Annotated in this window: 23 protein-coding genes and 2 tRNA genes; 10 read left to right on the top strand and 15 right to left on the bottom strand. The window is 65.1% G+C overall.

What is annotated here, in order from left to right; all coding sequences use genetic code 11:
* Window positions 1-15: 15 nt before the first annotated feature.
* The 8 genes from AB3X95_RS06270 to fdxA all read right to left on the bottom strand — a co-directional run bounded on the left by AB3X95_RS06270 (window position 16) and on the right by fdxA (window position 4,599).
* Complete coding sequence (locus AB3X95_RS06270; protein WP_176124194.1) at window positions 16-783, bottom strand: DUF4088 family protein; 768 nt, start codon at window positions 781-783, stop codon at window positions 16-18.
* A 325-nt stretch (window positions 784-1,108) separates the two neighbouring features.
* Window positions 1,109-1,432, bottom strand: a complete 324-nt coding sequence (locus tag AB3X95_RS06265; protein ID WP_176105435.1) for an AzlD domain-containing protein — start codon at window positions 1,430-1,432, stop codon at window positions 1,109-1,111.
* Window positions 1,429-2,190, bottom strand: coding sequence for an AzlC family ABC transporter permease (locus AB3X95_RS06260; RefSeq protein ID WP_368595364.1), 762 nt, complete (start codon window positions 2,188-2,190; stop codon window positions 1,429-1,431). The genes AB3X95_RS06265 and AB3X95_RS06260 overlap by 4 nt, the downstream gene beginning before the upstream one ends.
* A gap of 188 nt (window positions 2,191-2,378) precedes the next feature.
* The gene (locus AB3X95_RS06255; RefSeq protein ID WP_176366111.1) at window positions 2,379-3,221 is read right to left on the bottom strand and encodes an AraC family transcriptional regulator; all 843 of its coding nucleotides are present in this window, start codon (window positions 3,219-3,221) and stop codon (window positions 2,379-2,381) included.
* A 118-nt stretch (window positions 3,222-3,339) separates the two neighbouring features.
* Window positions 3,340-3,816 (bottom strand): CreA family protein, encoded by a 477-nt coding sequence (locus AB3X95_RS06250; RefSeq protein WP_176105438.1) that lies wholly within the window; start codon window positions 3,814-3,816, stop codon window positions 3,340-3,342.
* A gap of 156 nt (window positions 3,817-3,972) precedes the next feature.
* Window positions 3,973-4,048, bottom strand: a tRNA-Asn gene (locus tag AB3X95_RS06245).
* Between the two features lie 62 nt (window positions 4,049-4,110).
* Window positions 4,111-4,186: transfer RNA gene (locus AB3X95_RS06240), tRNA-Asn, on the bottom strand.
* A gap of 89 nt (window positions 4,187-4,275) precedes the next feature.
* On the bottom strand, window positions 4,276-4,599 hold the full coding sequence (gene fdxA, locus AB3X95_RS06235) for a ferredoxin FdxA (protein ID WP_176124190.1): 324 nt from the start codon (window positions 4,597-4,599) through the stop codon (window positions 4,276-4,278).
* A 290-nt stretch (window positions 4,600-4,889) separates the two neighbouring features.
* On the opposite strand from fdxA, the gene pncB reads away from it, so the two are divergent.
* From pncB to AB3X95_RS06210, 5 genes are all read left to right on the top strand, one after another.
* Window positions 4,890-6,086, top strand: coding sequence for a nicotinate phosphoribosyltransferase (pncB, locus tag AB3X95_RS06230; protein ID WP_176124189.1), 1,197 nt, complete (start codon window positions 4,890-4,892; stop codon window positions 6,084-6,086).
* 188 nt (window positions 6,087-6,274) lie between these two features.
* Entirely contained in the window at window positions 6,275-6,937 is a 663-nt protein-coding gene (locus tag AB3X95_RS06225; RefSeq protein WP_176124188.1) for a lactate utilization protein C, read from the top strand.
* Between the two features lie 139 nt (window positions 6,938-7,076).
* Entirely contained in the window at window positions 7,077-8,465 is a 1,389-nt protein-coding gene (locus tag AB3X95_RS06220) for a sodium:proton antiporter (protein ID WP_368621101.1), read from the top strand.
* A 48-nt stretch (window positions 8,466-8,513) separates the two neighbouring features.
* Window positions 8,514-9,503 carry a 2-hydroxyacid dehydrogenase gene (locus tag AB3X95_RS06215; protein WP_368620904.1) on the top strand — a complete coding sequence of 330 codons (990 nt, stop codon included), beginning with the start codon at window positions 8,514-8,516 and terminating at the stop codon, window positions 9,501-9,503.
* The gene (locus AB3X95_RS06210) at window positions 9,500-10,948 is read left to right on the top strand and encodes a DNA recombination protein RmuC (RefSeq protein ID WP_368620903.1); all 1,449 of its coding nucleotides are present in this window, start codon (window positions 9,500-9,502) and stop codon (window positions 10,946-10,948) included. The genes AB3X95_RS06215 and AB3X95_RS06210 overlap by 4 nt, the downstream gene beginning before the upstream one ends.
* Before the next feature lie 56 nt (window positions 10,949-11,004).
* Here the strand turns inward: AB3X95_RS06210 and AB3X95_RS06205 are convergent, their stop codons facing one another.
* The 5 genes from AB3X95_RS06205 to AB3X95_RS06185 all read right to left on the bottom strand — a co-directional run bounded on the left by AB3X95_RS06205 (window position 11,005) and on the right by AB3X95_RS06185 (window position 17,903).
* Entirely contained in the window at window positions 11,005-11,280 is a 276-nt protein-coding gene (locus AB3X95_RS06205) for a hypothetical protein (RefSeq protein ID WP_008923126.1), read from the bottom strand.
* A gap of 96 nt (window positions 11,281-11,376) precedes the next feature.
* A complete protein-coding gene (glp, locus tag AB3X95_RS06200; RefSeq protein ID WP_368620902.1) occupies window positions 11,377-12,693 on the bottom strand; it encodes a gephyrin-like molybdotransferase Glp in 1,317 nt (438 codons plus the stop codon).
* 61 nt (window positions 12,694-12,754) lie between these two features.
* On the bottom strand, window positions 12,755-13,381 hold the full coding sequence (gene mobA, locus AB3X95_RS06195) for a molybdenum cofactor guanylyltransferase MobA (protein WP_184226545.1): 627 nt from the start codon (window positions 13,379-13,381) through the stop codon (window positions 12,755-12,757).
* Between the two features lie 11 nt (window positions 13,382-13,392).
* Entirely contained in the window at window positions 13,393-14,502 is a 1,110-nt protein-coding gene (gene moaA / locus AB3X95_RS06190; RefSeq protein WP_368620901.1) for a GTP 3',8-cyclase MoaA, read from the bottom strand.
* A 191-nt stretch (window positions 14,503-14,693) separates the two neighbouring features.
* On the bottom strand, window positions 14,694-17,903 hold the full coding sequence (locus AB3X95_RS06185; protein ID WP_368620900.1) for a ribonuclease E/G: 3,210 nt from the start codon (window positions 17,901-17,903) through the stop codon (window positions 14,694-14,696).
* Between the two features lie 739 nt (window positions 17,904-18,642).
* On the opposite strand from AB3X95_RS06185, the gene AB3X95_RS06180 reads away from it, so the two are divergent.
* The 4 genes from AB3X95_RS06180 to AB3X95_RS06165 are packed head-to-tail and all read left to right on the top strand — an operon-like array spanning window position 18,643 to window position 21,787.
* Window positions 18,643-19,692, top strand: coding sequence for an RluA family pseudouridine synthase (locus AB3X95_RS06180; protein ID WP_176366106.1), 1,050 nt, complete (start codon window positions 18,643-18,645; stop codon window positions 19,690-19,692).
* Window positions 19,685-20,344 (top strand): HAD-IA family hydrolase, encoded by a 660-nt coding sequence (locus AB3X95_RS06175; protein ID WP_176124179.1) that lies wholly within the window; start codon window positions 19,685-19,687, stop codon window positions 20,342-20,344. Before AB3X95_RS06180 ends, AB3X95_RS06175 begins: the two co-directional genes overlap by 8 nt.
* Window positions 20,341-20,757: a Rieske (2Fe-2S) protein gene (locus AB3X95_RS06170; protein WP_368620899.1), complete on the top strand. Its 417-nt coding sequence runs from the start codon at window positions 20,341-20,343 to the stop codon at window positions 20,755-20,757. The genes AB3X95_RS06175 and AB3X95_RS06170 overlap by 4 nt, the downstream gene beginning before the upstream one ends.
* 28 nt (window positions 20,758-20,785) lie before the next feature.
* The gene (locus AB3X95_RS06165; RefSeq protein WP_368620898.1) at window positions 20,786-21,787 is read left to right on the top strand and encodes a S49 family peptidase; all 1,002 of its coding nucleotides are present in this window, start codon (window positions 20,786-20,788) and stop codon (window positions 21,785-21,787) included.
* A gap of 114 nt (window positions 21,788-21,901) precedes the next feature.
* Here the strand turns inward: AB3X95_RS06165 and AB3X95_RS06160 are convergent, their stop codons facing one another.
* Together AB3X95_RS06160 and AB3X95_RS06155 are read right to left on the bottom strand one after the other, a co-directional pair.
* Window positions 21,902-22,621, bottom strand: a complete 720-nt coding sequence (locus AB3X95_RS06160) for an SAM-dependent methyltransferase (protein ID WP_368621100.1) — start codon at window positions 22,619-22,621, stop codon at window positions 21,902-21,904.
* A complete protein-coding gene (locus AB3X95_RS06155) occupies window positions 22,621-23,235 on the bottom strand; it encodes a Maf-like protein (protein WP_368620897.1) in 615 nt (204 codons plus the stop codon). The genes AB3X95_RS06160 and AB3X95_RS06155 overlap by 1 nt, the downstream gene beginning before the upstream one ends.
* Before the next feature lie 309 nt (window positions 23,236-23,544).
* On the opposite strand from AB3X95_RS06155, the gene AB3X95_RS06150 reads away from it, so the two are divergent.
* Entirely contained in the window at window positions 23,545-24,201 is a 657-nt protein-coding gene (locus AB3X95_RS06150; protein WP_176124175.1) for a DUF177 domain-containing protein, read from the top strand.
* The last annotated feature ends 55 nt before the right edge of the window (window positions 24,202-24,256 follow it).

The raw sequence follows: 24,256 nt of genomic DNA, 5'->3' as shown, positions 1-24,256 counted from the left end.
CGGGTCAGTCGAAGCTCAACGCGGCTGCCGCTGCTGTTGCTGCGCGACCGGAGGCGGCGGCACGAAGAAATTGCGCAGCCATGCCGCGAGCCGCGAGAACACGTCGTACGGCTCCTCGACGAAAATCTCCGGCTTCAAAAGCCGCAGATACTCCATGATCTGCTGCGCTTCCTGCTTCTGGAACGTGCCGTGCGAAATGCCGAGCCGCAACAGCCCACGCAGTTCGCCGAGCTTCTCGCGCGCGGTACTGCCGACGCTCGTCTCGCACGCGATCTTCGCCTCGTAGACGCGCTGGCGCAGCGATTCGACCAGCCGCCATGCCGGCGTCTGCATCACTTCCTCGAGCGCCTGGATGTCCTGCACCGTGCTCTTGATCTGCGCGGCGAGCGGATCGACCAGCGTCGCGTCGCCTTCCGCTTCCTTGACGATCGCGGCGGCCCAGTCGCGGCATTGCTTGGTGAGCTCCTCGGGCGTCCATTCCGAGCGCGCCGCGAAACCGAAGCCGAACTCGCTCGCCTGACGCATCAGGATCGACACGACGTCGGGAAACTCCTTGTCGAGCGTGCGTTTGGCCCATGCGTACTGGCCGCCTTGCAGCATCCGCTGCACCGCGTGCTCGGTGAGCGGCACCATGTTGTCGAGCAGCTTCGCGCGCAAGAAATCTTCGAACGACGGCGTCGCGAACTGCGGATCGAGCTTCAGCGAGACCCGCAAAAAGGCCTCGAAGTCTTTGCGCAGCGAAGCGACGGTCTCGTCCTTCAGTTTCAGGGTGATTTGACCCATGTGTTATCCCGTTTAATGCGGCCGCGCGCGGCGCGCCGTCGCACGATCGCCCGGTCACTCCCGGACCGAGGCGACGCGACGCCGGCTGCCGACGCGCTCGATTTCAAGCTGTTGCCGCGTAACCAACGGGACGACTCCCGATGAGCGGACCTCGACTGCATATCGGCGGGGTGGCGGGAAACTTGAGGGCGGCCCGGCGACGGTTGCGGGCTTTGGAGGGAAGCTTCGGGCGCTTGCGCGCCTCGCTGCCGCTGGGAGAGGGGGGCGCGGTCCGCGATGCGTCGACGGACCGCTGACGAGTCGATGAGCGTGGAGAAGGGCGCGCTTACTTCAGCACCACGCACTGCCACACGAAGAACACGACGAGACCGACTGCGATCGTCAGCAGCGGCCTGCGCGTCACGGCACTGACGACGATCGCGGCGAGCGCGCCGACCAGCTGCGGATTGCGCCAGGTCAACTCGGCGTTGTTGCCGTGCGGCGACACGGCCATCGGGACGATGATCGCGGTCAGCACGGTGACCGGCACGAAGCTGAGCGCCGTGCGCATCAGCGGCGGGAACACGAGGCGCTCGCCGAGCACGAACACGGCCGCGCGGATCAACCACGTAATCGCGGCCATGCCGACGATCAGAACGACGTAGTTCATCGCGTCGCCTCCACCGGACGGCGCGCGCCACGCAGGTTCAAACGCGACATCGACAGCAGCACGCCGACCGCGACTCCCGCGAACACCGCGCCGAGCAGGCCGAGCTTATACGGCCACGCTTGCCAGAAAAACGCCAGCGTGCCGGCGGTGACGGCCGCCGCGATATAGCGCAGCGCGACGAGTTGCGGCACGACGATCGCGATGAACGTCGCGACCATCGCGAAGTCGAGGCCGAGCGACTGCAGGCCCGGGAAGGCCGCGCCGAACAGCAGGCCGGCGACGGTCCACAGCTGCCAGTTCAGATACATCGCGACGCCGGCGCCGAAGAAGTAGTACGGACCCACGGTACCCGGCTCGCGATGCCGGTAGTGCTCCCACGCGACCGCGAAGACTTCGTCGGTGAGCAGCGCGCCGAGCGCCCAGCGCCAGCGCTTCGGCAGATGCGCGACGTGCGGCGCGAGCGTGGCGCTATACAGCACGTGACGCAGATTGACGACGAGCGTGGTCGCCCAGATTACGGCGAAGCTCGCATGTCCGGCGATCAGCCCGAGCGCGATGAACTGCGCGGAACCCGCGAAGACGACGAGCGACATCAACTGGCCGTGCCACAGATGCAGCGGGCCGGACGTCACGAGCGTGCCGAAGATGACGCCGAACGGCGCGGCACCGACCATCATCGGAATGATGTCGCGCGCGCCGGCGGCGCATTCTTTGAGATGGCTGCCGCGGGTGGGCTGGCCTTGGGTGGAATCGGTCAATCTGAGCCTCCTTGATTTCGGAAGCATAGCGACTGACGGGCATTCGGACTTGTACGTTCTTGCGGCGGGTTGCCGGCGGGGGCTACGGCGTAGCGGGGGATGGCTGATGAAGGGCTGGCGCAGACAGGCGAATTGCGGCGCGATGCTCACTGCGTGCCGCGCACGCGACGGCGGTGCCGCATCGCGCGTTACGAGCCGCGCTGCGTTCCTTGCCATTGGCCCGGCGGCACGCCGAACATGCGCCGGAAATGCCGCGTGAAATGGCTCTGATCGGTGAAGCCACTTGCGGCGGCGACGTCGGTCACCGGGACACCGGCGCGCAACGGCGCGAGCGCGCGCTGCAGGCGCACCTGATTGCGCCACGCATGAGGCGGCAGGCCGGTCGATTGCGTGAATAGCCGCGCCGCGTGGAACGGCGACAGACCCGCCGCCTTGGCGACCTCGGCGAGCGTCACCGGTTCGACGAGGTCACCGGTCAGCCGCTCCTGCATCAATGCGACTCGAGTGTCGTCGGTCGCGACGCGCGCGGAGGCGGGGCGCGTCTGCGCATAGCGGACCAGCAAGGTTGACAGTGCGTCGAGCATCGCGGCTTCGGCGGCGAGCGCGTCGTCGCCGGCTTCGAGCAGACGGTGCGCGTGCGCGAGCCGCATCGCGAGATCGGGATCGCGGATCACGCCGGGCGCAAACCACGGCAAGGCCTGCGGCTTGCCGGCAACCTCGTCGGCAAGCGCGCGGAGGAACTCGACCGGCGCATACATCACGCGATACCGCCAGCCCGCCTCGACCGCCTTCGACCCCGTATGCAGCTCGCCCGGATTGATGATCGGCACGCTGCCCGCTTCGGCGACATGGTTCTCGCCGCGATACCGATAGCACTCCGCACCCGCGACGATCACCGGGATCGTGTAGGCGTCGTGCCAATGCGGCGCGAACTCGTGGTCGTGGTATTCGGCGGTGAGCAGATCCGCGCCGGGCAGTAGCGGCGTGCGCCAGTAGCGGGCGGAATCGCGGAAACGAGAGGTGGCGGTCATGACGAAAGTCCAGCTGGACTGGTCAGTTTAACGCGTCGTGGGCGGGTACGGCGGCGGGCGCGCAGGCGCGCTGCGTCGCGCCGCGTGCCACTCGCGCCGTCAATTGACGGTACTTGCGTTACTTGAGCGGAATCGTCGTGCCGGTCGGCATCGGCACGGCGCTCACGCTGTTTTTCGCGCTGCCGCTGACCACACGGTCGCTGTAGGTCAGATAGACCAGCGCGTTGCGCTTCGTGTCGACCACCCGCACCACGTGCAGCGACTTGAAGATCAGCGACATGCTGACCGAGAACACGTCGTCCTTCTGCTTGATGGGGCCGGTGAAATGCAGCTCCCCGACCTGGCGACACGCGATCGACGCCTCGGTCGGATCTTCGGCGATGCCGAGCGTGCCTTTGACGCCGCCGGTCCGCGCCCGCGACACGTAGCAGGTGACGCCTTGCACGACGGGATCGTCATAGGCTTCGACGACCACGCGGTCGGAGCCTGTAACGTGAAAATTCGTATTGACGCTGGCGATTTCTTCGCCGTGCGCCGAAGAAAGCAGCAGGGCGCCGATCGCCGTGAGCGCGATGTGTAGCGAGGTGGATTTCATGAGCGTGCCGGTTGAGTGTCTAGAGTGAGCCGGCGCCAGAGGGGTGAAACGTGCGCCGTGAAGCCGCCATCGTATAACGGCGTGCCGCGCACGTGAGATGGGCGATCGGGGCGCAAAAACAAAAAGGCCCGCACGGATGCGGGCCTTTCAATTTTTTGGCTCCTCGACCTGGGCTCGAACCAGGGACCTACGGATTAACAGTCCGGCGCTCTACCGACTGAGCTATCGAGGAACAGCAGTACAACTTGATCTACATAAAAAAACCCGTCTTGGTTAACGGGCTTTTGCAATTCTTGGCTCCTCGACCTGGGCTCGAACCAGGGACCTACGGATTAACAGTCCGGCGCTCTACCGACTGAGCTATCGAGGAACAGAACAACAACAGCAGAGAAGCGAAATTGTAGAGGCGGCTTAAACGCCTGTCAATACCTCTGCGTTCATCTTCATATTAATTCCTGCTCAGCGCGCGAGCAACGCGAGCTTATCCTTCACGTCCTTGAATTCCTCGGCTTCCGGCAGCGGTGCCTTGGTCTTCGTGATGCTGGGCCACGCTTTCGCCAGGTCGGCGTTCAGCGCGATGAAGTCCTGCTGGTCGCCCGGCACGTCTTCTTCGGCATAGATGGCGTTCACCGGGCACTCGGCTACGCACACGGCGCAGTCGATGCATTCATCGGGGTCGATCGCGAGGAAGTTGGGACCTTCGCGAAAGCAGTCCACCGGGCACACATCGACGCAGTCGGTATAGCGGCACTTGATGCAGCTTTCGGTCACAACGTGAGTCATTCAGGCAGCTCCTGCATGCGGAATCAGGGAAGGCGCGGACGCCAAAAGAGTTATTGTAACTTAACGTCAACAGGCAGATGAAACATCGGCCTGTGCGTCTTATATGTTTTTGTGATTAGTTTATGAGGTGCCGCAAATGGCCGCGGACAGCCGGCGCAAGCCGGTGGCACGATGGATGCGGACGCATTCGGGTAACATGCGTCAGGTTGGCGCGCCGCTCGGTTCAGCGCGTCCGTTGCAACGGTGCCGTGAGCCCGTTTCGTTTTTTCAGCGGTCCAGTTCGTACCATCATGATTATTACTTCGCTGCTCGATACCGATCTGTACAAGTTCACGATGATGCAGGTGGTGTTGCATCACTTCCCCGCCGCGAACGTGGAGTACCGCTTCCGCTGCCGCACGCCGAACGTCGATCTGGTGCCCTACATCGGCGAGATTCGCGACGAAGTGCGCAAGCTCTGCGAACTGCGTTTCACCGACGATGAGCTCGACTACCTGCGCCGCATGCGCTTCATCAAGGGCGACTTCATCGAGTTCCTCGCGCTGTTCCATCTGAACGAGAAGTACATTTCGATCACGCCGTCGCTGAAGGGCAATGGCGAAATCGACATCGACATCAAGGGGCCGTGGCTGCATACGATCCTCTTCGAAATCCCGGTGCTCGCGATCGTCAACGAAGTCTATTTCCGCAACACGCAGCAAACGCCCGACTATCACGTAGGCCGCGGCCGTCTGCTCGACAAGATCCAACTGCTCGGCGCGCGTCCCGAATACGCCGACTGCAAGATCGCCGATTACGGCACGCGCCGCCGCTTCTCGAAGCAATGGCACGAGGAGGTGATCCTCACGCTGAAGGACGGCCTCGGCGAGCAGTTCGCCGGCACGAGCAACGTCTTCTACGCGATGAAGCACAGCCTGACGCCGCTCGGCACGATGGCGCACGAGTACCTGCAGGCTTGCCAGGCGCTCGGTCCGCGGCTGCGCGACTCGCAGATCTTCGGCTTCGAGATGTGGGCGAAGGAATATCGTGGCGACCTCGGAATTGCACTCTCCGACGTGTACGGCATGCAGGCGTTCCTGCGCGACTTCGACATGTACTTCTGCAAGCTGTTCGACGGCGCTCGCCACGATTCTGGCGATCCGTTCGACTGGGGCGAGCGCCTGCTCAAGCACTACGAGGCGAATCGCTGCGACCCGCGCACCAAGGTCCTCGTGTTCTCCGACGCACTCGACATCCCGAAGGTGCTGCAGCTCTACGAGCGCTTCCGCGGCCGCTGCAAGCTCGCGTTCGGGGTGGGCACCAATCTGACCAACGACCTCGGCTACAACCCGCTGCAAATCGTGATCAAGATGGTCCGCTGCAACGGTCAGCCGGTCGCGAAATTGTCCGATTCGCCGGGCAAGAACATGTGCGAGGACAAGGCGTATCTCGCGTATCTGCGCCAGGTGTTCGGCATCGCGCAGCCGGAAGAAGAGGCGGCCAAGTAGCGCGCTTCGCGGCCTGCTTTTCGGTTCATCGCCTGTTCATGATCTGCTCGCGTTCGGGGTGGTGCGGCGAACAGTGTCGCCGCACTCCCGACGCCCGGCAATGTGCCGTTCGGCCAGGGTGTTTGCGTGGAAGGCCACCGGTATAATCCTCGCCATATCGCACGGCTGTCGACACGAGGATTTCGCCCATGGACACATCGATTGCCCGCCGCAACATCCTGGCGCGCATCCGCGCCGCGCAAGGGCGCGAGCCCGAACCGAGCGCCGCCGAGCGCGAAGCCGCGGCGGACTATCTCGCGCGTCATCCGGCCGGGCCGCGTCCGGACATCCCCGCCGATCTGCGCGCGCAGTTCATTGAAGAAGCGCAGAAGATGGCGACCACCGTCGACACCGTTCAAACCCTCGCCGATGTGCCCGCCGCCGCGCATCGCTATCTGATGCAACACGGCTTGCCGTTGCAGGCTATCGCATGGCAAACGCTGCGCGATCTGCCGTGGGCCGAAGCCGGCCTCGCCGTCGAATTTCGCAAACCTAAAGACAACGACGTGGTCGGTCTCACCGGCTGCTTCTGCGCGACCGCGGAGACCGGCACGCTCGTGTTGCTGTCCGGACCCGAGACGTATGCGTCGGCCGGGCTGCTTCCGGAGACGCATATCGCGATCGTGCCGGCGTCGCGCATCGTCGCGGGTCATGAGGAGGCGTTCGGTCTGATTCGCAAGGAGCGCGGTGAGCTGCCGCGCGCGGTCAATTTCATATCGGGGCCGTCGCGCACCGGCGATATCGAGCAGACCATCGTGTTGGGCGCGCACGGCCCTTACCGGGTGCATGCGATCGTCGTGCAGGATGCTTGAACGCGTCGCGCGGCGGCTTGCTGACGCATATGCGACACACGCGGTATCCGTCGTTCGTGCGTTGGCAAACTGTCGCGCGTCCTGTTTCGGCATGAGTTCGCTGTCTGGTCGCGCGGGCCTGTGGCTCGCCGTTGCCCCCATGCTCGCGCTGTGTGCGCCGTCCGTGCAGGCCGCGACGCTCGACGGTGCGCGCTTGTCGGCGCTGTGGGGCTTGCCCTTCGCGGGTGTGCTGCTGTCGATCGCGATCTTTCCGCTGATCGCGCCAGCCTTCTGGCATCACCATTTTGGCAAGATCGCCGCGGCGTGGGCGCTCGCGTTCATCGTGCCGTTCGCCGTGAGCTTCGGCACGAGCGCCGCGTTAGGCGCGCTCGCGCATGCCATGCTCGACGAGTACATCCCGTTCATCATTCTGCTGACCGCGCTCTACACCGTCGCGGGCGGCATCTGCGTGCGCGGCAATCTGCACGGCACGCCGCGCCTGAACACCGCGATTCTCGCGCTCGGCACGCTGCTCGCGAGCGTGATGGGGACGACCGGCGCGGCAATGCTGCTGATCCGCCCGCTGCTGCGCGCCAACGACAATCGCCGCCATGTGACCCACGTGGTCGTGTTCTTTATCTTCCTCGTCGCGAACATTGGGGGCGCGCTGTCGCCGCTCGGCGATCCGCCGCTCTTCCTCGGCTTTCTCGAAGGCGTGAGTTTTTTCTGGACCACCACGCATCTCGCGGCTCCGATGCTGTTCGTGAGCGGCATGCTGCTCGCCGCTTTCTACGCGCTCGACTCGTACTACTTTCACCAGCGCGAGGAGCAGCGTTCGGCCTTCCTCGATCCGACGCCCGACGGCGCGCCGCTCGGTATCGATGGCAAGATCAATTTCGTGCTGCTCGCCGCGGCGATCGCGCTCGTGCTGATGAGCGGACTGTGGCGCCCGCAAATCACATTCGACGTACTGGGCACCCACGTCGCGTTGCAAAACATCGTGCGCGACGCCGCGCTGATCGTCGTCACGCTGCTGTCGCTCGCGTGGACGCCGCGCGCCGCCCGTGCCGGCAATGACTTCAACTGGGCCCCGATCGAGGAAGTCGCCAAACTGTTCGCCGGCATCTTCGTGACGATCGTGCCGGTCATCATGATCCTGCGCGCGGGAGAAGCCGGCGCGTTCGCGGGCATCGTCCATCTGGTCAACGATCCGTCGGGCGAGCCGCGCGACATCATGTACTTCTGGGCGACCGGCCTGCTATCTTCGTTTCTCGACAACGCGCCGACCTATCTCGTGTTCTTCAATTTGGCCGGCGGCGACGCGCAGACGTTGATGACCACCGGAGCAACCACGCTCGCGGCGATTTCGGCCGGTGCCGTGTTCATGGGTGCCAACACCTATATTGGCAACGCGCCGAACTTCATGGTGAAGGCGATGGCGCAATCGCGCGGCGTGCGCATGCCGAGCTTTTTCGCGTATATGGGCTGGTCCGGCGCGATGTTGCTGCCGTTGTTCGCGCTGACCGGCTGGCTCTTTTTTCGACGCTGACTCTGCAACGCCGAGGCACTCCCTCGACGTGCGATACGGAGACTTGCAATGCAGAAAATCCTCGTTGCCCGTTCGATCTTTCCCGACGTGATCGACCGGCTCAAACAATACTTCGACGTCGACTGGAACGAGGGCGACGTGTTGCCCGCCGACGAGCTGAAGCGCCGGCTCGCGGACAAGGACGGCGCGCTGACGGCCGGCGAGATGATCGATGCGGCCGTGCTCGCCGCGGCGCCGCGTTTGCGCGTCGTGTCGAACATGGCAGTCGGGTACAACAACTTCGACATGGCCGCGTTCAACGCGGCGAACGTGCTCGGCACCAACACGCCAGACGTGCTGAACGAATCGACCGCCGACTTCGGCTGGGCGCTGATGATGGCCGCCGCGCGCCGCATCGCCGAGTCGGAGCACTGGCTGCGCGCGGGGCTCTGGCAGAAGTGGAGCTACGACGGCTTTCTCGGCAGCGACCTGTACGGCTCGACGCTGGGCGTGATCGGCATGGGCCGCATCGGCCAGGCGCTCGCGCGTCGCGCGCAGGGCTTCAACATGCGAGTCATCTATCACAACCGCTCGCGCGTCGCGCCGCAAATCGAGGCCGAGCTGAACGCGGAATACGTGTCGAAAGAGGATCTGCTGCGGCGCGCCGACCACGTCGTGCTGGTGCTGCCGTACACGAAGGACAACCACCACACGATCGGCGCGGCCGAACTCGGGCTGATGAAGCCGAGCGCGACGCTGACGAACATCGCGCGCGGCGGCATCGTCGACGATGCGGCGTTGGCCGACGCGCTGCGTGACAGGCGCATCGCGGCGGCCGGTCTCGACGTGTTCGAGGGCGAACCGAATCTGAATCCGGCGCTGCTCAGCGTGCCGAACGTGGTGCTGACGCCGCACATCGCGAGCGCGACCGAAACCACGCGCCGTGCGATGGCGAACCTCGCCGCGGACAATCTGATCGCCGGGCTCGGCGCAGGACCGCGCGCCGGTCAGCCGCCGAATCCGATCAACCCCGACGTGATCGGCAAGGCGCGTTCATGACGATGATTCTGGTGGCGGCCGTCGCGGTGCTGGCGGTCGCCCTCGTGATCGCATTGGCCTTGCTGGTGCGCGGTCATGACCGCACGGAGCAGCACGAGCAGTTCGAGATGCTCAACGAACGCGTCGATGCCGTCGTCGACGCCCAGGTGCATACCGCCGAGCGGCTCGAGCGGCAACTGCGCAACGACATCGCCGAGACCGCCCGTGTATCGCGCAGCGAGCAAAGCGGCGGCTTCGCGCAGTTTCAGCAAACCCTCGCCGCGCAGTTCGGCAGCATGACGACGGTGCAGGGCGGCAAGATCGACGGCTTTGCGCAGCAGCTGGACGCGGTGCGTCACAGCCTGCAGGCGCAGGCGCAGCAGGCGCGCGACGAGCAGGGCCGCTCGCTCAAGCAGTTCGGCGACACGCTGAGCCTGCAGCTCGGGCAACTGACCGAGGCGAACGACCGGCGCTTCGCCGAAGTGCGCGCGACGATCGAGCAGCGTCTGAAGGACATCGAGGCGAACAACGCGACGCGGCTCGAGGAGATGCGCCGCACCGTCGACGAAAAACTGCACGCCACACTGGAACAGCGGCTCGGCGAATCGTTCAAGCTCGTGTCCGACCGGCTCGAACAGGTGCATCGCGGGCTCGGCGAAATGCAGACGCTGGCGGCGGGCGTCGGCGATCTGAAGCGCGTGCTGACCAACGTGAAGACGCGCGGCACGTGGGGCGAAGTGCAGCTCGAAGCCTTGCTCGAACAACTGCTGACCACCGATCAATACGCGAAGAACGTCGCGACGGTGCCGAAGAGCGCCGATCGCGTGGAGTTCGCGATTCGGCTGCCGGGGCGGCCGGAACCGGGTGGCGCGAACACGCCGGTATGGCTGCCGATTGACGCCAAATTCCCGCGCGAGGACTACGAGCGGCTGATTGAAGCGCAGGAGCGCGCCGATCCGGTCGCGGTCGAGGAAGCATCGCGCGCGCTTGAAGTGCGGATTCGCGCGGAGGCGCGCACCATCGCGGAGAAGTACGTGGCGCCGCCGCATACGACCGACTTCGCGCTGCTGTTTTTGCCGACCGAAGGCCTGTACGCGGAAGTGCTGCGCCGGCCGGGGCTCTGGGATCTGCTGCAGCGCGACTATCGCGTGACGATTGCGGGGCCGACCACGCTGACCGCGTTGCTCAATAGTCTGCAGATGGGTTTCCGCACGCTCGCGATCGAAAAGCGTTCGAGCGAGGTGTGGCAGGTGCTCGGCGCGGTGAAAACGGAGTTCGGCAAATTCGGCGACGTGCTCGCGAAGACCAAGGCGCAGCTCGAAACCGTCACACGTTCGATCGAGGCCGCCGAAACGCGCACGCGCATGATGAACCGCAAGCTGCGCGACGTCGAAGCGTTGCCGGGCGAGGAGGCGAGTGGGCTGCTCGGCGATGCGCTCTCGGGTGTGGAACCCGATGAGCAATGAGGGGCGAGGCGCTGGAATTCAGGCTCTTTCAGCTAGCCGCTCCAGCGCATCGCCCGTCACGCTTCTTCCGGCGCGTCGGCCAGATGGATTTCGATACCACCGAAGCGCGACGCGACCCAGTTGTAGGCGTGGCACGCGATCCACAACAGGACGAAGCCGAGGATCGCGTTCAACAGCAGCGCGCTGAACACGGTGCTCAGCTCCACCGAGCCATAGCGCACGAACGCGACCACCACGCCGAGCAGCACGATCGGCACCGAGAATGTCAAATACACGAGGATCAGCGCTTTGGCCGTCTGTCCTGGTGCGATGAACGAGATCTGTTTTTTCATGTAAGTCAAACCCCAGTGTGTCTTAGTAGTGGTAGTGGGTGGAGTGCGGATCAGATGCTGAGGTGATGTCATGCGATCGATGCGTCGCCTGGAACGTCAGATGAGACCGTCGAACAGCATGATCGACACGCGATCGCCGACGTCGATTTCGCCCTCGTCGTGGCCGAGCACGATGAAGCAGTTCGCTTCGCTCATCGAGCTCAGCACGCCGGAGCTTTGCGAACCGGTCGGGCTCACGTGCCAGTGTCCGTGCGCGTCCTGTTCGGCGATGCCGCGCTGGAATTCGGTGCGGCCCGCGCGCTTGTCCAGCGCCACGCGGCTCGTCGCGTGAATCACCGGCAACGGCCGCGGCGTCGCGCCGGCCATCAGCAGCAGCGCTTCGCGCACGATCTGATAGAACGTCACCATCACGGCGACCGGATTGCCGGGCAGGCCGAAGAATAGCGCAGGTTTGCCGAGCCCCGGCTGTGCACCGGACCACAGGCGGCCGAACGCGAGCGGCCGGCCGGGGCGCATTGCGAGACTCCAGAATGCGACGTCGCCGAAAGTCTGCAGCAGTTGCTTCGTGAAGTCCGCTTCGCCGACCGACACGCCGCCCGAAGTCAGCACCACGTCGGCATTGGCCGCGGCGCTGCGCAGCGCGGCTTCGAGCGCGGCCGGCTCGTCACGCACGACGCCGAGATCGAGCGCGTCGACGTTCAGGCGCCGCAGCATCGCAAACAGCGTGTAGCGGTTGCTGTCGTAGACCGAGCCGGCGTCGAGCGGCTCGCCGAGCGAGCGCAGCTCGTCGCCGGTCGAAAAGAACGCAACCCGCAGACGCCGCCGCACGCTGACTTCGCCGATGCCGAGCGACGCCAGCAGGCCGAGGTCCGACGCGCGCACGATGCGCCCGGCATGCAGCGCGACGTGGCCACGCGCGAGATCTTCGCCGGCGCGACGGCGGTTCGCGCCCGCCGGCACCGCGCTGGCCGCGAAGCGGATCGAAGGGGAATCCGCGTTATCGCGCTCGACCCGTTCTTGCGGCACGACGGTGTCGCAGCCGGAGGGCATGCAGGCGCCCGTCGTCACGCGCACGCACTGGTTCGCCGCGACGCGGCCCGTGAACGGATGGCCCGCGAGCGCCTTGCCGGCGACCGTCAGCTCGACGCTGTCCGCGCCGCCTCGCGTACCGGCCGCGAGCGCCGCGTGATTGAACGCGTAGCCGTCCATCGCGGAGTTGTCGTGCGCGGGCACGTCGATCGGCGACACGATGTCGGCGGCGAGCACGCGCTCGAGCGCGTCGCGCAATGCCACGCGCTCGACGGCCGCGACGGGCGTCGCCCACTGCCGGACGATCGCCTGAGCGGCCGGGACGGGTAGCGCATGAGGATCGTACTGCGCGACGCAGCGTGAAAAGTCGTTGAACGTGGTCATGAATGGCTGGGCGTCGCGACCGGAGACGGGCGCGGCTATTGCCGTGCGGCCGGAGCGGATGTCAGCCGGGGCCTCGATTACGTTCGAGGTCGGCGAGTTCTTGTAACGAGTTGGCATTGTAGAACGCGCGCTCGTCGGCAAAGACGACTTCGACCGTCTTGTGGCGCGCGTACCACGCGCGGACCTTGCGTTCCCCGGCGGCCAGAAACGCGGCCAGGTCGTCCGCGACGGCGGTGCGCATCAGCGCGAACACCGGGTGCAGCGTCGTCTCGCCACGGATGTCGATGGTGGTGACGGTCACGATATCGGCGTGGTTTGCGTCGAGCGCATCAGCGAGGCGCGCGGCGAGGTCGGCCGGCAGCCATGGCGAATCGCAGGGCACGCTCAGCAGGTAGGCCGTGCCGGCGGCACGCAGTCCGGCGAGCATGCCGGCGAGCGGGCCGGGAAAGTCGGGGAGCGTATCAGCGACGACCGTCGCGCGATACGGCGCGCCGAGCGCGGCATAGATGTCGGCATGGCGGTTCGCGCTGATCATCAGCGGGCCGGTCTGCGGCGCGAGACGTCGGAGCACGTGAGCGGCGAGCGCTTCGCCGTGCAGCGGTTGCAGCCCCTTGTCGACGCCGCCCATGCGCGTGCCGCGCCCGCCCGCAAGCACGAGGCCGGTGATCTGTTCGCGGGGGATGGACATGCGCCGGCCGCTCAGCCGCCGATGTAGGACATTTCGACGCGACGCCCGGCCGGCTCGCTCGAATCGGCCGGCTGGCTGCCGCGCAGCTGCGAGTAGCGGTCACTGCGGCCCTGCCAGATTTCGGCGACGGCGGTGGCGATCTCGGCATCGCTCGCGCCGCCGCGCAACAGCGCGCGCAGGTCATGCCCGCTCGATGCGAACAGGCACAGGTACAGCTTGCCCTCGGTCGACAAACGCGCGCGCGTGCAATTGCCGCAGAACGCGCGGGTCACGCTCGAAATGACGCCGATCTCGCCGCCGCCGTCGACATAGCCCCAGCGTTGCGCGGTTTCGGCGGCGCTGTGCGCTTCGAGCGGAACGAGCGGGAAATGTTCGGCGATGCGCGTGACGACGTCGGCGGAAGGCAGCACTTCGGTCATGTTCCAGCCGTTCGAGGTGCCGACGTCCATGTACTCGATGAAGCGCAGCACCGTGCCCGTGCCTCTGAAATGACGCGCCATCGGGACGATTTCGCCGTCGTTGGTACCGCGTTTGACGACCATGTTCACTTTGATCGGCGCGAGCCCGACCGCCTGAGCGGCGGCGATGCCGTCGAGCACGTCGGCGACCGCGAAGTCGGCGTCGTTCATGCGGCGAAACAGTGCGTCGTCGAGCGCGTCGAGGCTGACGGTCACGCGCGTGAGGCCGGCGTCCTTCAGGCTGCGCGCCTTGCGCGCCAGCAACGAGCCGTTGGTGGTCAGCGTGAGATCGAGTGGACGGCCGGCGGGGGTGGTCAAGCGGGCGAGCCGGTCGATCAGGAATTCGAGGTTCTTGCGCAGCAGCGGCTCGCCGCCCGTCAGGCGAATCTTCTCGACGCCATGCGCGACAAACAGTTGCGCGAGCCGCTCGATCTCCTCGAAGCTCAACAGCGCGCTGTGCGGCAGGAACGCATAGTCCTTGTCGAACACCGCGCGCGGCATGCAGTAGACGCAACGGAAGTTGCAGCGGTCCGTCACCGAGATGCGCAGATCGTGCAGCGGACGCGCGAGCGCATCGTGCAGCGCGCCGCTAGGCGTCTGCTCCGGGCCGGTGATGACCGGCGCCGCGCTGAGATCGGCAACAGGAATGATGCGTCGTGACATGAAGTGCTTCGTCAGAGGCTTTATCGGACGGCGGATGATTAATTCTATCGGAAATGCCCGTGGTGGCAGGCGGGCGGCGCGCGTTGTGGGGGTTTACGGGGAGCGACGTGACGCGGCTCGCGACCAAGACAGAACGGCGCAAAAAAAAGCCCGCCGGAAAGGGCGGGCTTTTTCAAGTACAACGACGCGGCTTACTGCGGATGCTTGATCGTTTCGACCTGTTGCATCGGCGTGTTGTCGACCGGCGGCAGCGCCTTGCGCTCACGGACCACACGCGGCGGCTTGACCGTCTGCGCCGCCGCTTCCTGCGCGGCACGCAGTTTGTCGGCGTCGGTGTTCACCCAGATCAGGCCAACTTGCTCGAGGATCGGCTGCAATGCATCGGCCGATGCGGCGGCGGGCGCTGCGCTGCGCACGGGAGCCGGCTGCGCGGCCGCGGCGACGGGCGCCGGTTCGGCCACGGCCGGTTCCGGTGCGACGACCGGTTGCGGCTCGACGATCTCGGCCTGCGGTGCCGGCACGGCTGCCGGTGCCTCGACGATCGTGGCCGGAGCCGCGGTGTCGAGCGCAGCCGGGGCGGCTTGCGGTTCGGTCGGGACGGTCGGCTGCACTTCCAGCGCCGGCTCGACTGCCGGCGATTCGGCATGCGCGGCAGGTTCGACCGGAGCAACCGGCGCGACCGGTTCGCTCGCAGCCGGCGCGGCTTGCTCTGCTTGCGCCGGCGTTTCGATAGCCGGTTGGGCCGCCACCGGAGCTTGGTCGACTGGCACGACCTTTTCGGTCTTCGCGGCATGTTCCGCGGCGAGAGCTGGCGTTTCGGCTGCCGCATGCAGTTCGGTCACGACGGCGCTTTGCGTTGCGACAGCGGCGACCACCACTTCGACCGGGGTCACGTCCTTCGCTTCGCTGGCCGCACGCGTGTGCTCGACAGGCTGCTCGATACGCACCGGCGCTTCGTCGCTGGCGGCAACGTTGTCACCTTCCGCTTCCGCGACGTCCGCCGCGAGGTTGCCATTCACGTCCTCTTCACGCTCGCGACGACCACCACGACGGCCGCGACGGCGACGACGACGCTCTTCACCGTCCCGTGCGACCGCTTCCTGATCGACCGGCACGCCGTTTTCACCGGCTGCGGCGCGGTTGCGGGCGAGTTCGTCGGCGGCTTGCGTGTCGGTTTGCGTCAGCGCCGCGGCGGCTTCCGCCTGCGGCTTGCGACGCTCGCCACGCTCGACGCGTTCAGCGCGTTCGCCACGCTCGCGGCGCTCACCGCGTTCCTGACGTTCGGCGCGTGCCGTGCCTTCGACTGCTTCCGCGCGCTCGGCGCCGCGGGTATCGCGTTCGCGTGCTTCACGCGGTTCGCGAGCCTCACGCGGTTCGCGGCCTTCACGAGCCTCACGCGGTTCGCGTTGCTCACGCGGCGCGCGCGGCTCACGGCCCTCGCGTGCCTCGCGGCCTTCGCGTTCCTCGCGACGCTGCGACGGCTGCTGAGCTTGCGCCTGACGGCCGCCGGTGACGCCTTCGCCACGCGCTGCCGCGTCGCGGCCGCCTGCGCCGCCACGGCGATTGCGGTTGCGATCGCCGCCGCGCTCGCCGGTGCGCTCACCGCGCTCGGCGCGTTGCGGACGGGCCTGCTTGTCGGTCGTGGCCGGTGCGGCAGGTGCCGGAGCGGCCGGCTGCATGCCGAACAGATTCTTCAGCCAGCCGATGAAGCCGCCGCCGGCCGGCGTCACCGCGACCGGAGCGGGGGTAGCCGCCGGGCGGACCGGCGCGCTCGGAGCCGGCTTCTCGGGCGTGATGCCCTTGACCGCCGCTTCCTGCTTCGGCTTCACTTCCTCGGTGCGCTTGCTGTAGCCGGTTTCCGATTCGAGCTCGCGGGCTGCTTCTTCGGCCATCTTCCACGATGCGCGCGGATCGTCGAGGCGCGCGTCGTCGTGACGCAGACGCTCGAGCTTGTAGTGCGGCGTATCGAGGTGCTTGTTGGGGATCAGCACGACGTTGACCTTGAAACGCGACTCGATCTTGTTGATTTCGGCGCGCTTCTCGTTCAACAGGAAGGCGGTCACTTCGACCGGCACCTGGCAGTGGATCGCCGCGGTGTTTTCCTTCATCGCTTCTTCCTGAATGATCCGCAGCACTTGCAGCGCGGACGATTCGGTGTCGCGGATGTGACCCGTGCCGTTACAACGCGGACACGTGACGTGACTGCCTTCCGACAGCGCCGGACGCAGACGCTGGCGCGACAGCTCCATCAGGCCGAAGCGCGAAATCTTGCCCATCTGGACGCGGGCGCGGTCGTGCTTCAGCGCGTCTTTAAGACGCTGCTCGACTTCGCGCTGGCTCTTGGCCGATTCCATGTCGATGAAGTCGATCACGATCAGCCCGCCCAAGTCGCGCAGACGCAGCTGGCGGGCGACTTCGTCGGCGGCTTCGAGGTTCGTGCGCGCGGCCGTTTCCTCGATGTCGGCGCCCTTGGTGGCGCGCGCCGAGTTCACGTCGATTGCGACGAGCGCTTCGGTGTGGTCGATGACGATCGCGCCGCCCGACGGCAGCGGCACCGTGCGCGAGTACGCCGTTTCGATCTGGTGCTCGATCTGGAAACGCGAGAACAGCGGCACGTCGTCGTGATACCGCTTCACCTTGCTGACATTATCCGGCATCACGATGTCCATGAAGGCGCGTGCCTGGTCATGGATTTCGGTCGTGTCGATCAAGATTTCGCCGATATCGGGCTGGAAGTAGTCGCGAATCGCGCGGATCACGAGGCTCGATTCGAGATAGATCAGCATCGGCTGGCCGGCCGTGCCGCTTTGCGACGCGGCTTCGATCGCGCGCCATAGCTGCATCAGGTAATTCAGGTCCCATTGCAGCTCTTCGGCGCTGCGGCCGATGCCGGCCGTGCGCGCGATGATGCTCATGCCTTCCGGCAGTTGCAGCTGCGCCATGGTTTCGCGCAGTTCCTGACGGTCGTCGCCTTCGATCCGGCGCGACACGCCGCCGCCACGCGGGTTATTCGGCATCAGGACCAGATAGCGGCCGGCGAGCGAGATGAACGTGGTCAGGGCCGCGCCCTTGTTGCCGCGTTCTTCTTTTTCGACCTGGACGATCAGTTCCTGACCTTCCTTCAGCGCGTCCTGGATGCGTGCAGAACGCATGTCGACGCCATCGCGGAAGTACTGCCGGGCGACTTCCTTGAACGGCAGGAAGCCGTGGCGGTCTTCGCCGTAGTTGACGAAGCAGGCCTCGAGCGACGGCTCGATCCGCGTGATGATGCCCTTGTAAATATTGCCTTTGCGCTGTTCGCGCCCGGCGGTTTCGATGTCAATGTCGATGAGTTTTTGCCCATCGACGATGGCGACGCGCAGTTCTTCCTGCTGCGTCGCATTGAACAACATTCGTTTCATTGAACGGCTCCAGAGCGGCCTCGCCGGCCCAGCTGCGCGGTTGTCAGTCGCGAGAGCGTAAAGGGCAGGCGTGCCGCGTCTTATTGTGTTTTCACAAGCACGCTGGAGCGGGAAAGATGGCGGGAGAATTGCCTGAGAGGGCCCGGCCCGATGGAAAGATGGGCACGGTGCCGCAGGGCACATGCGAACACGGCTTCAAATCATGGCCTGACACGCCGCGTTTAGCCAGCAGACCTTCATAAGTCTTCGTCCTGTGAAGCGGGCGCGCCAACTGGGCGCGCGAGCGAAGGGACGAAGTCCGCGGTCATGCCGCAACGGGAAGTTCGCGCAGGCGGCGCGTCTTTTCCTGCTGGGGGTGTCTCGCCTTTCTTTTGACGTCGCCATGTCTTGTACTTTCTACAAGACGCCTCGGGCGCACGCCGTATTTTCGCGACTTGCAGCTCCGTCCAGCAGGGCGTCATACCACCCGGATCACGAAGCTGGAAGCTAAATTCTTTTTTACCAAAATTCCGTTACCGTCGAAGCCGACCTTGACCGAACGCGCCTGCGGGCGCCGTCCCTGCCGGGTGCTGACTTCGTGCGTGCAACTTGTTGCATCTCGTTTTCAGGGTGAGCAACCAGACCCCGGCGCAAGTAAAATAACGGTTTATCGCTTGCGCTCGCGCAATCCACCCGCATTCCGGACGCTGTGCGGACACCGCGCCGGCCGTCGCGGACTGCTGGGCAAATTATATTCAGAATGAAAGAGTTAGGCAAAACATCCCAGAGATCGGTTGCAGGCGCGGTCGAAGGCTCGATTTCGGGCGACCAGGTTTCGCTGATCGAAATCGACGACCGATCGGCTGGTCAGCGCATCGATAATTTCCTGCTGCGCGTCTGCAAGGGCGTGCCGAAAAGCCATATTTACCGCATCCTGCGCAGCGGCGAAGTGCGCGTGAACAAGGGCCGGATCGATGCGCAATACCGGCTCGAACTGGGCGATCTCGTGCGCGTACCGCCGATCCGCGTCGCCCAGCCGAATCAGGCCGCAGCCCACGTGCCCGTCCCCGCGGCGGGCTTTCACATTCTGTTCGAAGACGAGCATTTGCTGGTGATCGACAAGCCAGCCGGCGTCGCAGTCCACGGCGGCAGCGGAGTCGCGTTCGGCGTGATCGAGCAGATGCGCGCGGCGCGGCCCCAGGCGAAATTCCTCGAACTCGTGCACCGGCTGGATCGCGAGACCTCGGGCATCCTGATGCTCGCGAAGAAGCGCGCGGCGCTCGTCGATCTGCACGAGCAGATCCGCGACAACCGGATGGATAAGCGCTATTACGCGTGCGTGCACGGCGAATGGGCCAGCGACTGGGGGCGCCGTCGCGCGGTGAAGGAGCCGCTGCACAAATACCTGACCGCCGACGGCGAGCGTCGCGTGCGCGTGCAGGCCGATGGCCTCGCTTCGCACACGATCTTCAATCTGGTCGACCTCTGGCCCGAATACGCGCTGTTGGAGGCGGAACTGAAGACTGGGCGCACGCACCAGATTCGCGTGCATTTGCAGCATCTGGCGCTACCGATCGTCGGCGACGCCAAATACGGTGATTTCGCGCTTAACAAGGCTCTTGCGCGCGCGAACGCAAAGCCCGGGATCAAGCGTATGTTTCTGCACGCTTACCGGCTCAAGCTCACGCATCCGGCCACCGGCGCGCCGTTGCAACTCGAGGCGCCGCTGCCGGCCGACTGCCGCGGCTTTATAGAACAACTCAACGAACTACGCACTGGGTCCAACCCGGAGACGACCTTGCATGGCTAGAGAGCAATTTGACCTGATCGTGTTCGACTGGGATGGCACGCTGATGGATTCGACCGCGCATATCACGCGCAGCATCCAGGCGGCGTGTCGCGATCTCGGCCTGCCGGTTCCCGCCGACGAAGCCGCGAGCTATGTAATCGGCCTAGGCCTGCGCGACGCACTGCAGATCGCCGCGCCGACGCTCGATCCTGCCGACTATTCGCGGCTTTCCGAGCGTTATCGCTTTCATTTTCTGGTAAAGGACCAGACCACCGAGCTGTTCCCCGGCGTGCGCGAAATGCTTCAGGAGTTGCGCGATGTCGGCTATCTGCTCGCGGTCGCGACCGGCAAGAGCCGCGTCGGGCTCAATCGCGCGCTCGATCAGGCACGTCTGACGAGCCTGTTCGACGGCACGCGCTGCGCTGACGAAACGTTTTCGAAGCCGCATCCGGCAATGCTGCACGAGCTTACCCGCGAACTGGGGCAGGATACGGCGCGCACGGTAATGATCGGCGATACGACGCACGACTTGCAGATGGCGCTCAACGCCGGCGTGGCGGGCATCGGCGTGACCTACGGCGCGCATCCGGCGAATTCGCTGAATGCGATGTCGCCGAAGTTCGTTGCTTCGAGCATCAACGATTTGTCCAGCTGGCTGCGGGAGAACGCATGAGCGCCGACGGCGTGAATGCCGCGACGGCCGCGGCTGCGCAGGCAGTGCGCATTTGCGCGGCCGAGGAGCTGGTCGACGGTGGCGAAGGCGTCCGGCGCGACGCGCGGCTCGGCGGGCAGGATGCCGTGGTGTTTTTCGTCCGCTATGATGGCTGCGCGTACGGCTATCTGAACCGCTGCGCTCACGTGCCGATGGAGCTCGACTGGCAGGAAGGGCAGTTCTTCGAATCGTCCGGCTTATACTTGATGTGCGCGACACATGGCGCGATTTACGCGCCGGATACCGGCAAATGCGTCGGTGGGCCGTGTCGCGGGGGCAGATTGCGGGCCGTGCAGGTCGAGGAACGCGATACGCCTGAGGGTCGTGCGGTATTCTGGTTGCCTGACGGCGAATTGCTGCCGGTCACGCGCTGATTTCCTCTCCAATTTTTCCACTGTCCGCATGTCCGACAATTTGACCCCCGGAAAGGACCCCTCCTCGGGAGGCCGCTCCGGTGCAGCCGCCGACCAGCCCGGCTGGGAGCGTGCCGCGCTTGAGCGCATCGCGCTCGCTGCGATCAATGAGCAACGCGCCGCGCGGCGCTGGCGGATTTTTTTCCGTTTCCTGTTCCTCGGAGTGCTTGCACTAGTAGTGTGGGGCGTGCTGAGTTTTTCGGGTGAGCGGGTCGCCACGACTGGCCGACATACGGCGATGGTGTCGCTTGACGGCGAGATCTCGACGGATACAAACGCGAACGCACAAGATGTCAACACTGCCCTCGATTCCGCATTCGAAGATTCAAATACCGCCGGCGTGATTCTCTATTGCAACAGCCCGGGCGGCAGTCCGGTCCAGGCAGGCATTATCAACAGCGAAGTTCGGCGATTGCGCGGGAAATATCCGTCTATTCCGCTGTATGTCGTAGTTGGCGACATGTGCGCATCAGGCGGCTACTACGCGGCCGCCGCGGCGGAGAATATCTATGTAGACAAGGCGAGCATCGTCGGTTCGATCGGCGTGCTGATGGACAGCTTCGGTTTCACCGGTCTGATGGACAAGCTGGGGATTCAGCGCCGGCTGCACACCTCGGGTGAGAATAAGGGCTTTTTCGATCCGTTCTCGCCTGAAACGCCGAAGATGGACGAACATGCGCAGGTTATGCTCGATCAAATCCACTCGCAGTTCATCGATGCGGTGCGTCAGGGGCGCGGCAAGCGTCTGCATGAGACACCGGACATGTTCTCGGGTCTGTTCTGGACGGGGCAGAAGAGCGTCGAATTGGGCCTCGCGGACGGTTTTGGTGATCCGGATTACGTCGCGCGAGAGATCTTCAAGGCGCCGGATATTGTCGATTACACGGTAAAAGAGAGCATTACGGACCGCGTTGCGCGCAAATTCGGCGCTGCGGTCGGCGCCGGCGCGGTTCGGGCGATGGCGCTCGGCGCAAAAATGAATCTGCGTTGAACGCGCAGTAATAAAAGAAGCCCGCGTGGTCGGCTTTGGCCGATTGCGCGGGCTTTGTCTTTGCGGGCACGTTTCCGGGCGGCCTGGTGTTCGCTGTCTGCCCCGTACTCGCGCTCAGGCCGCCAGAATCAGAAAGATCGCCGGCCGCTTATGCAGGTCGATCTCAGGCTTCTTTTTCCAGTCCGCAACGCTCCGGCTTGCGATGACTTCGCTCGGCAGCGTCAGATCGACCGCCACACAGACGAGCGTCGACGGCGCGCAGGTCGCGAGCAACGTATCGAGCAATGCGCGATTCCGGTACGGCGTTTCGATGAAGATCTGCGTTTGCTTGCTCTTGCGCGACTGTTGCTCGAGATCGCGCAGACGTTTGGCGCGCTCGGCGGCGTCGACGGGCAGGTAGCCGTGAAACGCGAAAGTCTGGCCGTTCAGCCCCGACGCCATAAGCGCGAGCAGAATCGAACTCGGTCCGACCAGCGGCACGACTTTCACGCCGCGCTCGTGCGCGCGTCGCACGAGTATTGCGCCTGGGTCCGCGACTGCCGGGCAGCCAGCCTCGGAGACGAGGCCTGCGTCGGTGCCCGAGAGCAGAGGCGCGAGCAGCTTGTCGATTTCCCCGCCCGGCGTATTGACGTTCAGTTCGTGAATCTCGATCTCCTGAATGGGCCGTTTGGTGCCGACTTTTTTCAGGAACGCGCGCGTGGTTTTCGCGTTTTCGCCAATGTAATAGTGCAGCGACGCCGCACGGGCGCGCACGGGCGCGGGCAGCACCAGCTCGAGTGCGCTTGCGTCGCCTTCGCCGAGTGTGTTCGGAATCAGATAGAGCGTACCGGTCATCATGCCCCCAGAAGCGGATAGTCGGCCGCGAGCAGCATGTGCGACAACGCGATGAGCGGCAGGCCGACGAGCGCGGTCGGGTCGTCGGAATGGATCGCCTCCAGCAGCGCGATGCCGAGTCCTTCGGATTTGGCGCTGCCGGCCACGTCGTACGGCGTTTCGGCGCGCAGATAGGCGTCGAGCGCCGCGTCCGGCAGGTTGCGAAAGCGCACGCGGGTGATCACATCGACGGTCTGCGCGCTGTCCGTCGCGCTGTCGAACAGACACAGTGCGCTATGGAACAGTACCTCGCGACCACGCATCGCCTGCAACTGCGCGAGCGCCCTGTCGTGCGTGCCGGGTTTGCCGATCTGCAGGCCGTCATAGGTGGCGACCTGGTCGGAGCCGATCACGAGCGCGCGTTCGGCTGCGGCGAGGCCTTTGGCGACCGCGCGCGCTTTGGCTTCGGCAAGGCGCAGCGCAGTGGTATCGGGTGTTTCACCGGTGAGTGGGGTTTCGTCGATCGCGGGCACGACGATGTCGAACGGCACGCGCAGGCGTTCGAGCAACTCGCGGCGATACTGCGAACTCGACGCCAGAATCAGGCGTGGCGGGCGTTTGGAGGAATCAGACATGGTTTGCGGGCAACGGAAGAGGCAGGTCGTACGGGGTCGCGCGAGGCTCGTGTGCGTACGGGCTTAAGTGTTTGACTCGAAAAGACAAAACGGATATGATTTTGGGCTTTTCACGGTATGCTTGCGCCTGAAGGGTCTCGGCGCGTTCAGCGGCTTTCGGCAGCCGGAAGGTCGAAGAAAGCTCAGCAGGTTGAACGCAATGGCCACTGGCCCCCACAGGCTGCCTCGCACACCGGATTATCTTCGCGGCGGATCTGATCGTCCTTCGCGAATCACCCCGGCAACTTGCTTGCCGATGCAGGAGCGCACATGACTCAACATCCTGGCAAACCTGCAGGTCCGTCCGACCCGCATGAACTCGATCTGTTCGAATTTGCGCGAAGTGGGCGTCAGGCTGCGGGCGTCGTGCGCGTCTCGCAACTGCCGCGCATGTTAAACGAAGTACCGGCGGAAGCGCCAGATCGCGACACCGCGTTCACATGGCAGGCCGAAGGGACGACGCAGCCGGAATTGCAGGACGACGGCACCGAAGGTCCCCAGCCGTATCTGCGGCTGGCGATTCATGGTGCCGCGTGGCTCGAATGCCAGCGGTGCTTGACGCCGTATTCGCAGGCGTTCAACGTCGATGCAACTTACCGGATCGTCAGTACGGAGGCGGAAGCCGAAGAGTTTCCGCTCGACGAGGATGAAGTCGAGGTGATCGTGGGCTCGCGCCAGTTCGATCTCATCGACTTGATCGAAGAAGAGTTGCTGCTTTCCTTGCCGCTCGTGCCGAAACACGAGGTCTGTCCTGAAGTGCACGAGAGCCTTGTCTCGGGTGCGGACGGCAGCGAAGGGGAGGGTGACGAAGCCGCGCAGCACGAAGCTGGCGATGTCGGCGAGCCGGATCAATCCGGCGAGCGGCGCAATCCGTTCGCGGCGCTCGAGAGTCTGAAACGCGACGAACCGGGCGGCAAGAAGCACTGAATAGTTGCAGGGGGCGCGATGCTGGCGCATTGGCCATTCGGCCAGTGGTTAAGTC

It is taken from the genome of Paraburkholderia sp. BR13444, assembly GCF_040948755.1.
Lineage (GTDB): Bacteria > Pseudomonadota > Gammaproteobacteria > Burkholderiales > Burkholderiaceae > Paraburkholderia > Paraburkholderia youngii.
This window is presented reverse-complemented; position numbering and strand designations above follow the sequence as displayed.

What these genes read in the sequence shown, in the direction of transcription:
- AB3X95_RS06270 (WP_176124194.1), bottom strand. Translation starts at nt 783, where the DNA reads ATGGGTCAAATCACCCTGAAACTGAAGGACGAGACCGTCGCTTCGCTG.
- AB3X95_RS06265 (WP_176105435.1), bottom strand. Translation starts at nt 1,432, where the DNA reads ATGAACTACGTCGTTCTGATCGTCGGCATGGCCGCGATTACGTGGTTG.
- AB3X95_RS06255 (WP_176366111.1), bottom strand. Translation starts at nt 3,221, where the DNA reads ATGACCGCCACCTCTCGTTTCCGCGATTCCGCCCGCTACTGGCGCACG.
- AB3X95_RS06250 (WP_176105438.1), bottom strand. Translation starts at nt 3,816, where the DNA reads ATGAAATCCACCTCGCTACACATCGCGCTCACGGCGATCGGCGCCCTG.
- fdxA (WP_176124190.1), bottom strand. Translation starts at nt 4,599, where the DNA reads ATGACTCACGTTGTGACCGAAAGCTGCATCAAGTGCCGCTATACCGAC.
- pncB (WP_176124189.1), top strand. Translation starts at nt 4,890, where the DNA reads ATGATTATTACTTCGCTGCTCGATACCGATCTGTACAAGTTCACGATG.
- AB3X95_RS06225 (WP_176124188.1), top strand. Translation starts at nt 6,275, where the DNA reads ATGGACACATCGATTGCCCGCCGCAACATCCTGGCGCGCATCCGCGCC.
- AB3X95_RS06220 (WP_368621101.1), top strand. Translation starts at nt 7,077, where the DNA reads ATGCTCGCGCTGTGTGCGCCGTCCGTGCAGGCCGCGACGCTCGACGGT.
- AB3X95_RS06215 (WP_368620904.1), top strand. Translation starts at nt 8,514, where the DNA reads ATGCAGAAAATCCTCGTTGCCCGTTCGATCTTTCCCGACGTGATCGAC.
- AB3X95_RS06210 (WP_368620903.1), top strand. Translation starts at nt 9,500, where the DNA reads ATGACGATGATTCTGGTGGCGGCCGTCGCGGTGCTGGCGGTCGCCCTC.
- AB3X95_RS06205 (WP_008923126.1), bottom strand. Translation starts at nt 11,280, where the DNA reads ATGAAAAAACAGATCTCGTTCATCGCACCAGGACAGACGGCCAAAGCG.
- glp (WP_368620902.1), bottom strand. Translation starts at nt 12,693, where the DNA reads ATGACCACGTTCAACGACTTTTCACGCTGCGTCGCGCAGTACGATCCT.
- mobA (WP_184226545.1), bottom strand. Translation starts at nt 13,381, where the DNA reads ATGTCCATCCCCCGCGAACAGATCACCGGCCTCGTGCTTGCGGGCGGG.
- moaA (WP_368620901.1), bottom strand. Translation starts at nt 14,502, where the DNA reads ATGTCACGACGCATCATTCCTGTTGCCGATCTCAGCGCGGCGCCGGTC.
- AB3X95_RS06185 (WP_368620900.1), bottom strand. Translation starts at nt 17,903, where the DNA reads ATGAAACGAATGTTGTTCAATGCGACGCAGCAGGAAGAACTGCGCGTC.
- AB3X95_RS06180 (WP_176366106.1), top strand. Translation starts at nt 18,643, where the DNA reads ATGAAAGAGTTAGGCAAAACATCCCAGAGATCGGTTGCAGGCGCGGTC.
- AB3X95_RS06175 (WP_176124179.1), top strand. Translation starts at nt 19,685, where the DNA reads ATGGCTAGAGAGCAATTTGACCTGATCGTGTTCGACTGGGATGGCACG.
- AB3X95_RS06170 (WP_368620899.1), top strand. Translation starts at nt 20,341, where the DNA reads ATGAGCGCCGACGGCGTGAATGCCGCGACGGCCGCGGCTGCGCAGGCA.
- AB3X95_RS06165 (WP_368620898.1), top strand. Translation starts at nt 20,786, where the DNA reads ATGTCCGACAATTTGACCCCCGGAAAGGACCCCTCCTCGGGAGGCCGC.
- AB3X95_RS06160 (WP_368621100.1), bottom strand. Translation starts at nt 22,621, where the DNA reads ATGACCGGTACGCTCTATCTGATTCCGAACACACTCGGCGAAGGCGAC.
- AB3X95_RS06155 (WP_368620897.1), bottom strand. Translation starts at nt 23,235, where the DNA reads ATGTCTGATTCCTCCAAACGCCCGCCACGCCTGATTCTGGCGTCGAGT.
- AB3X95_RS06150 (WP_176124175.1), top strand. Translation starts at nt 23,545, where the DNA reads ATGACTCAACATCCTGGCAAACCTGCAGGTCCGTCCGACCCGCATGAA.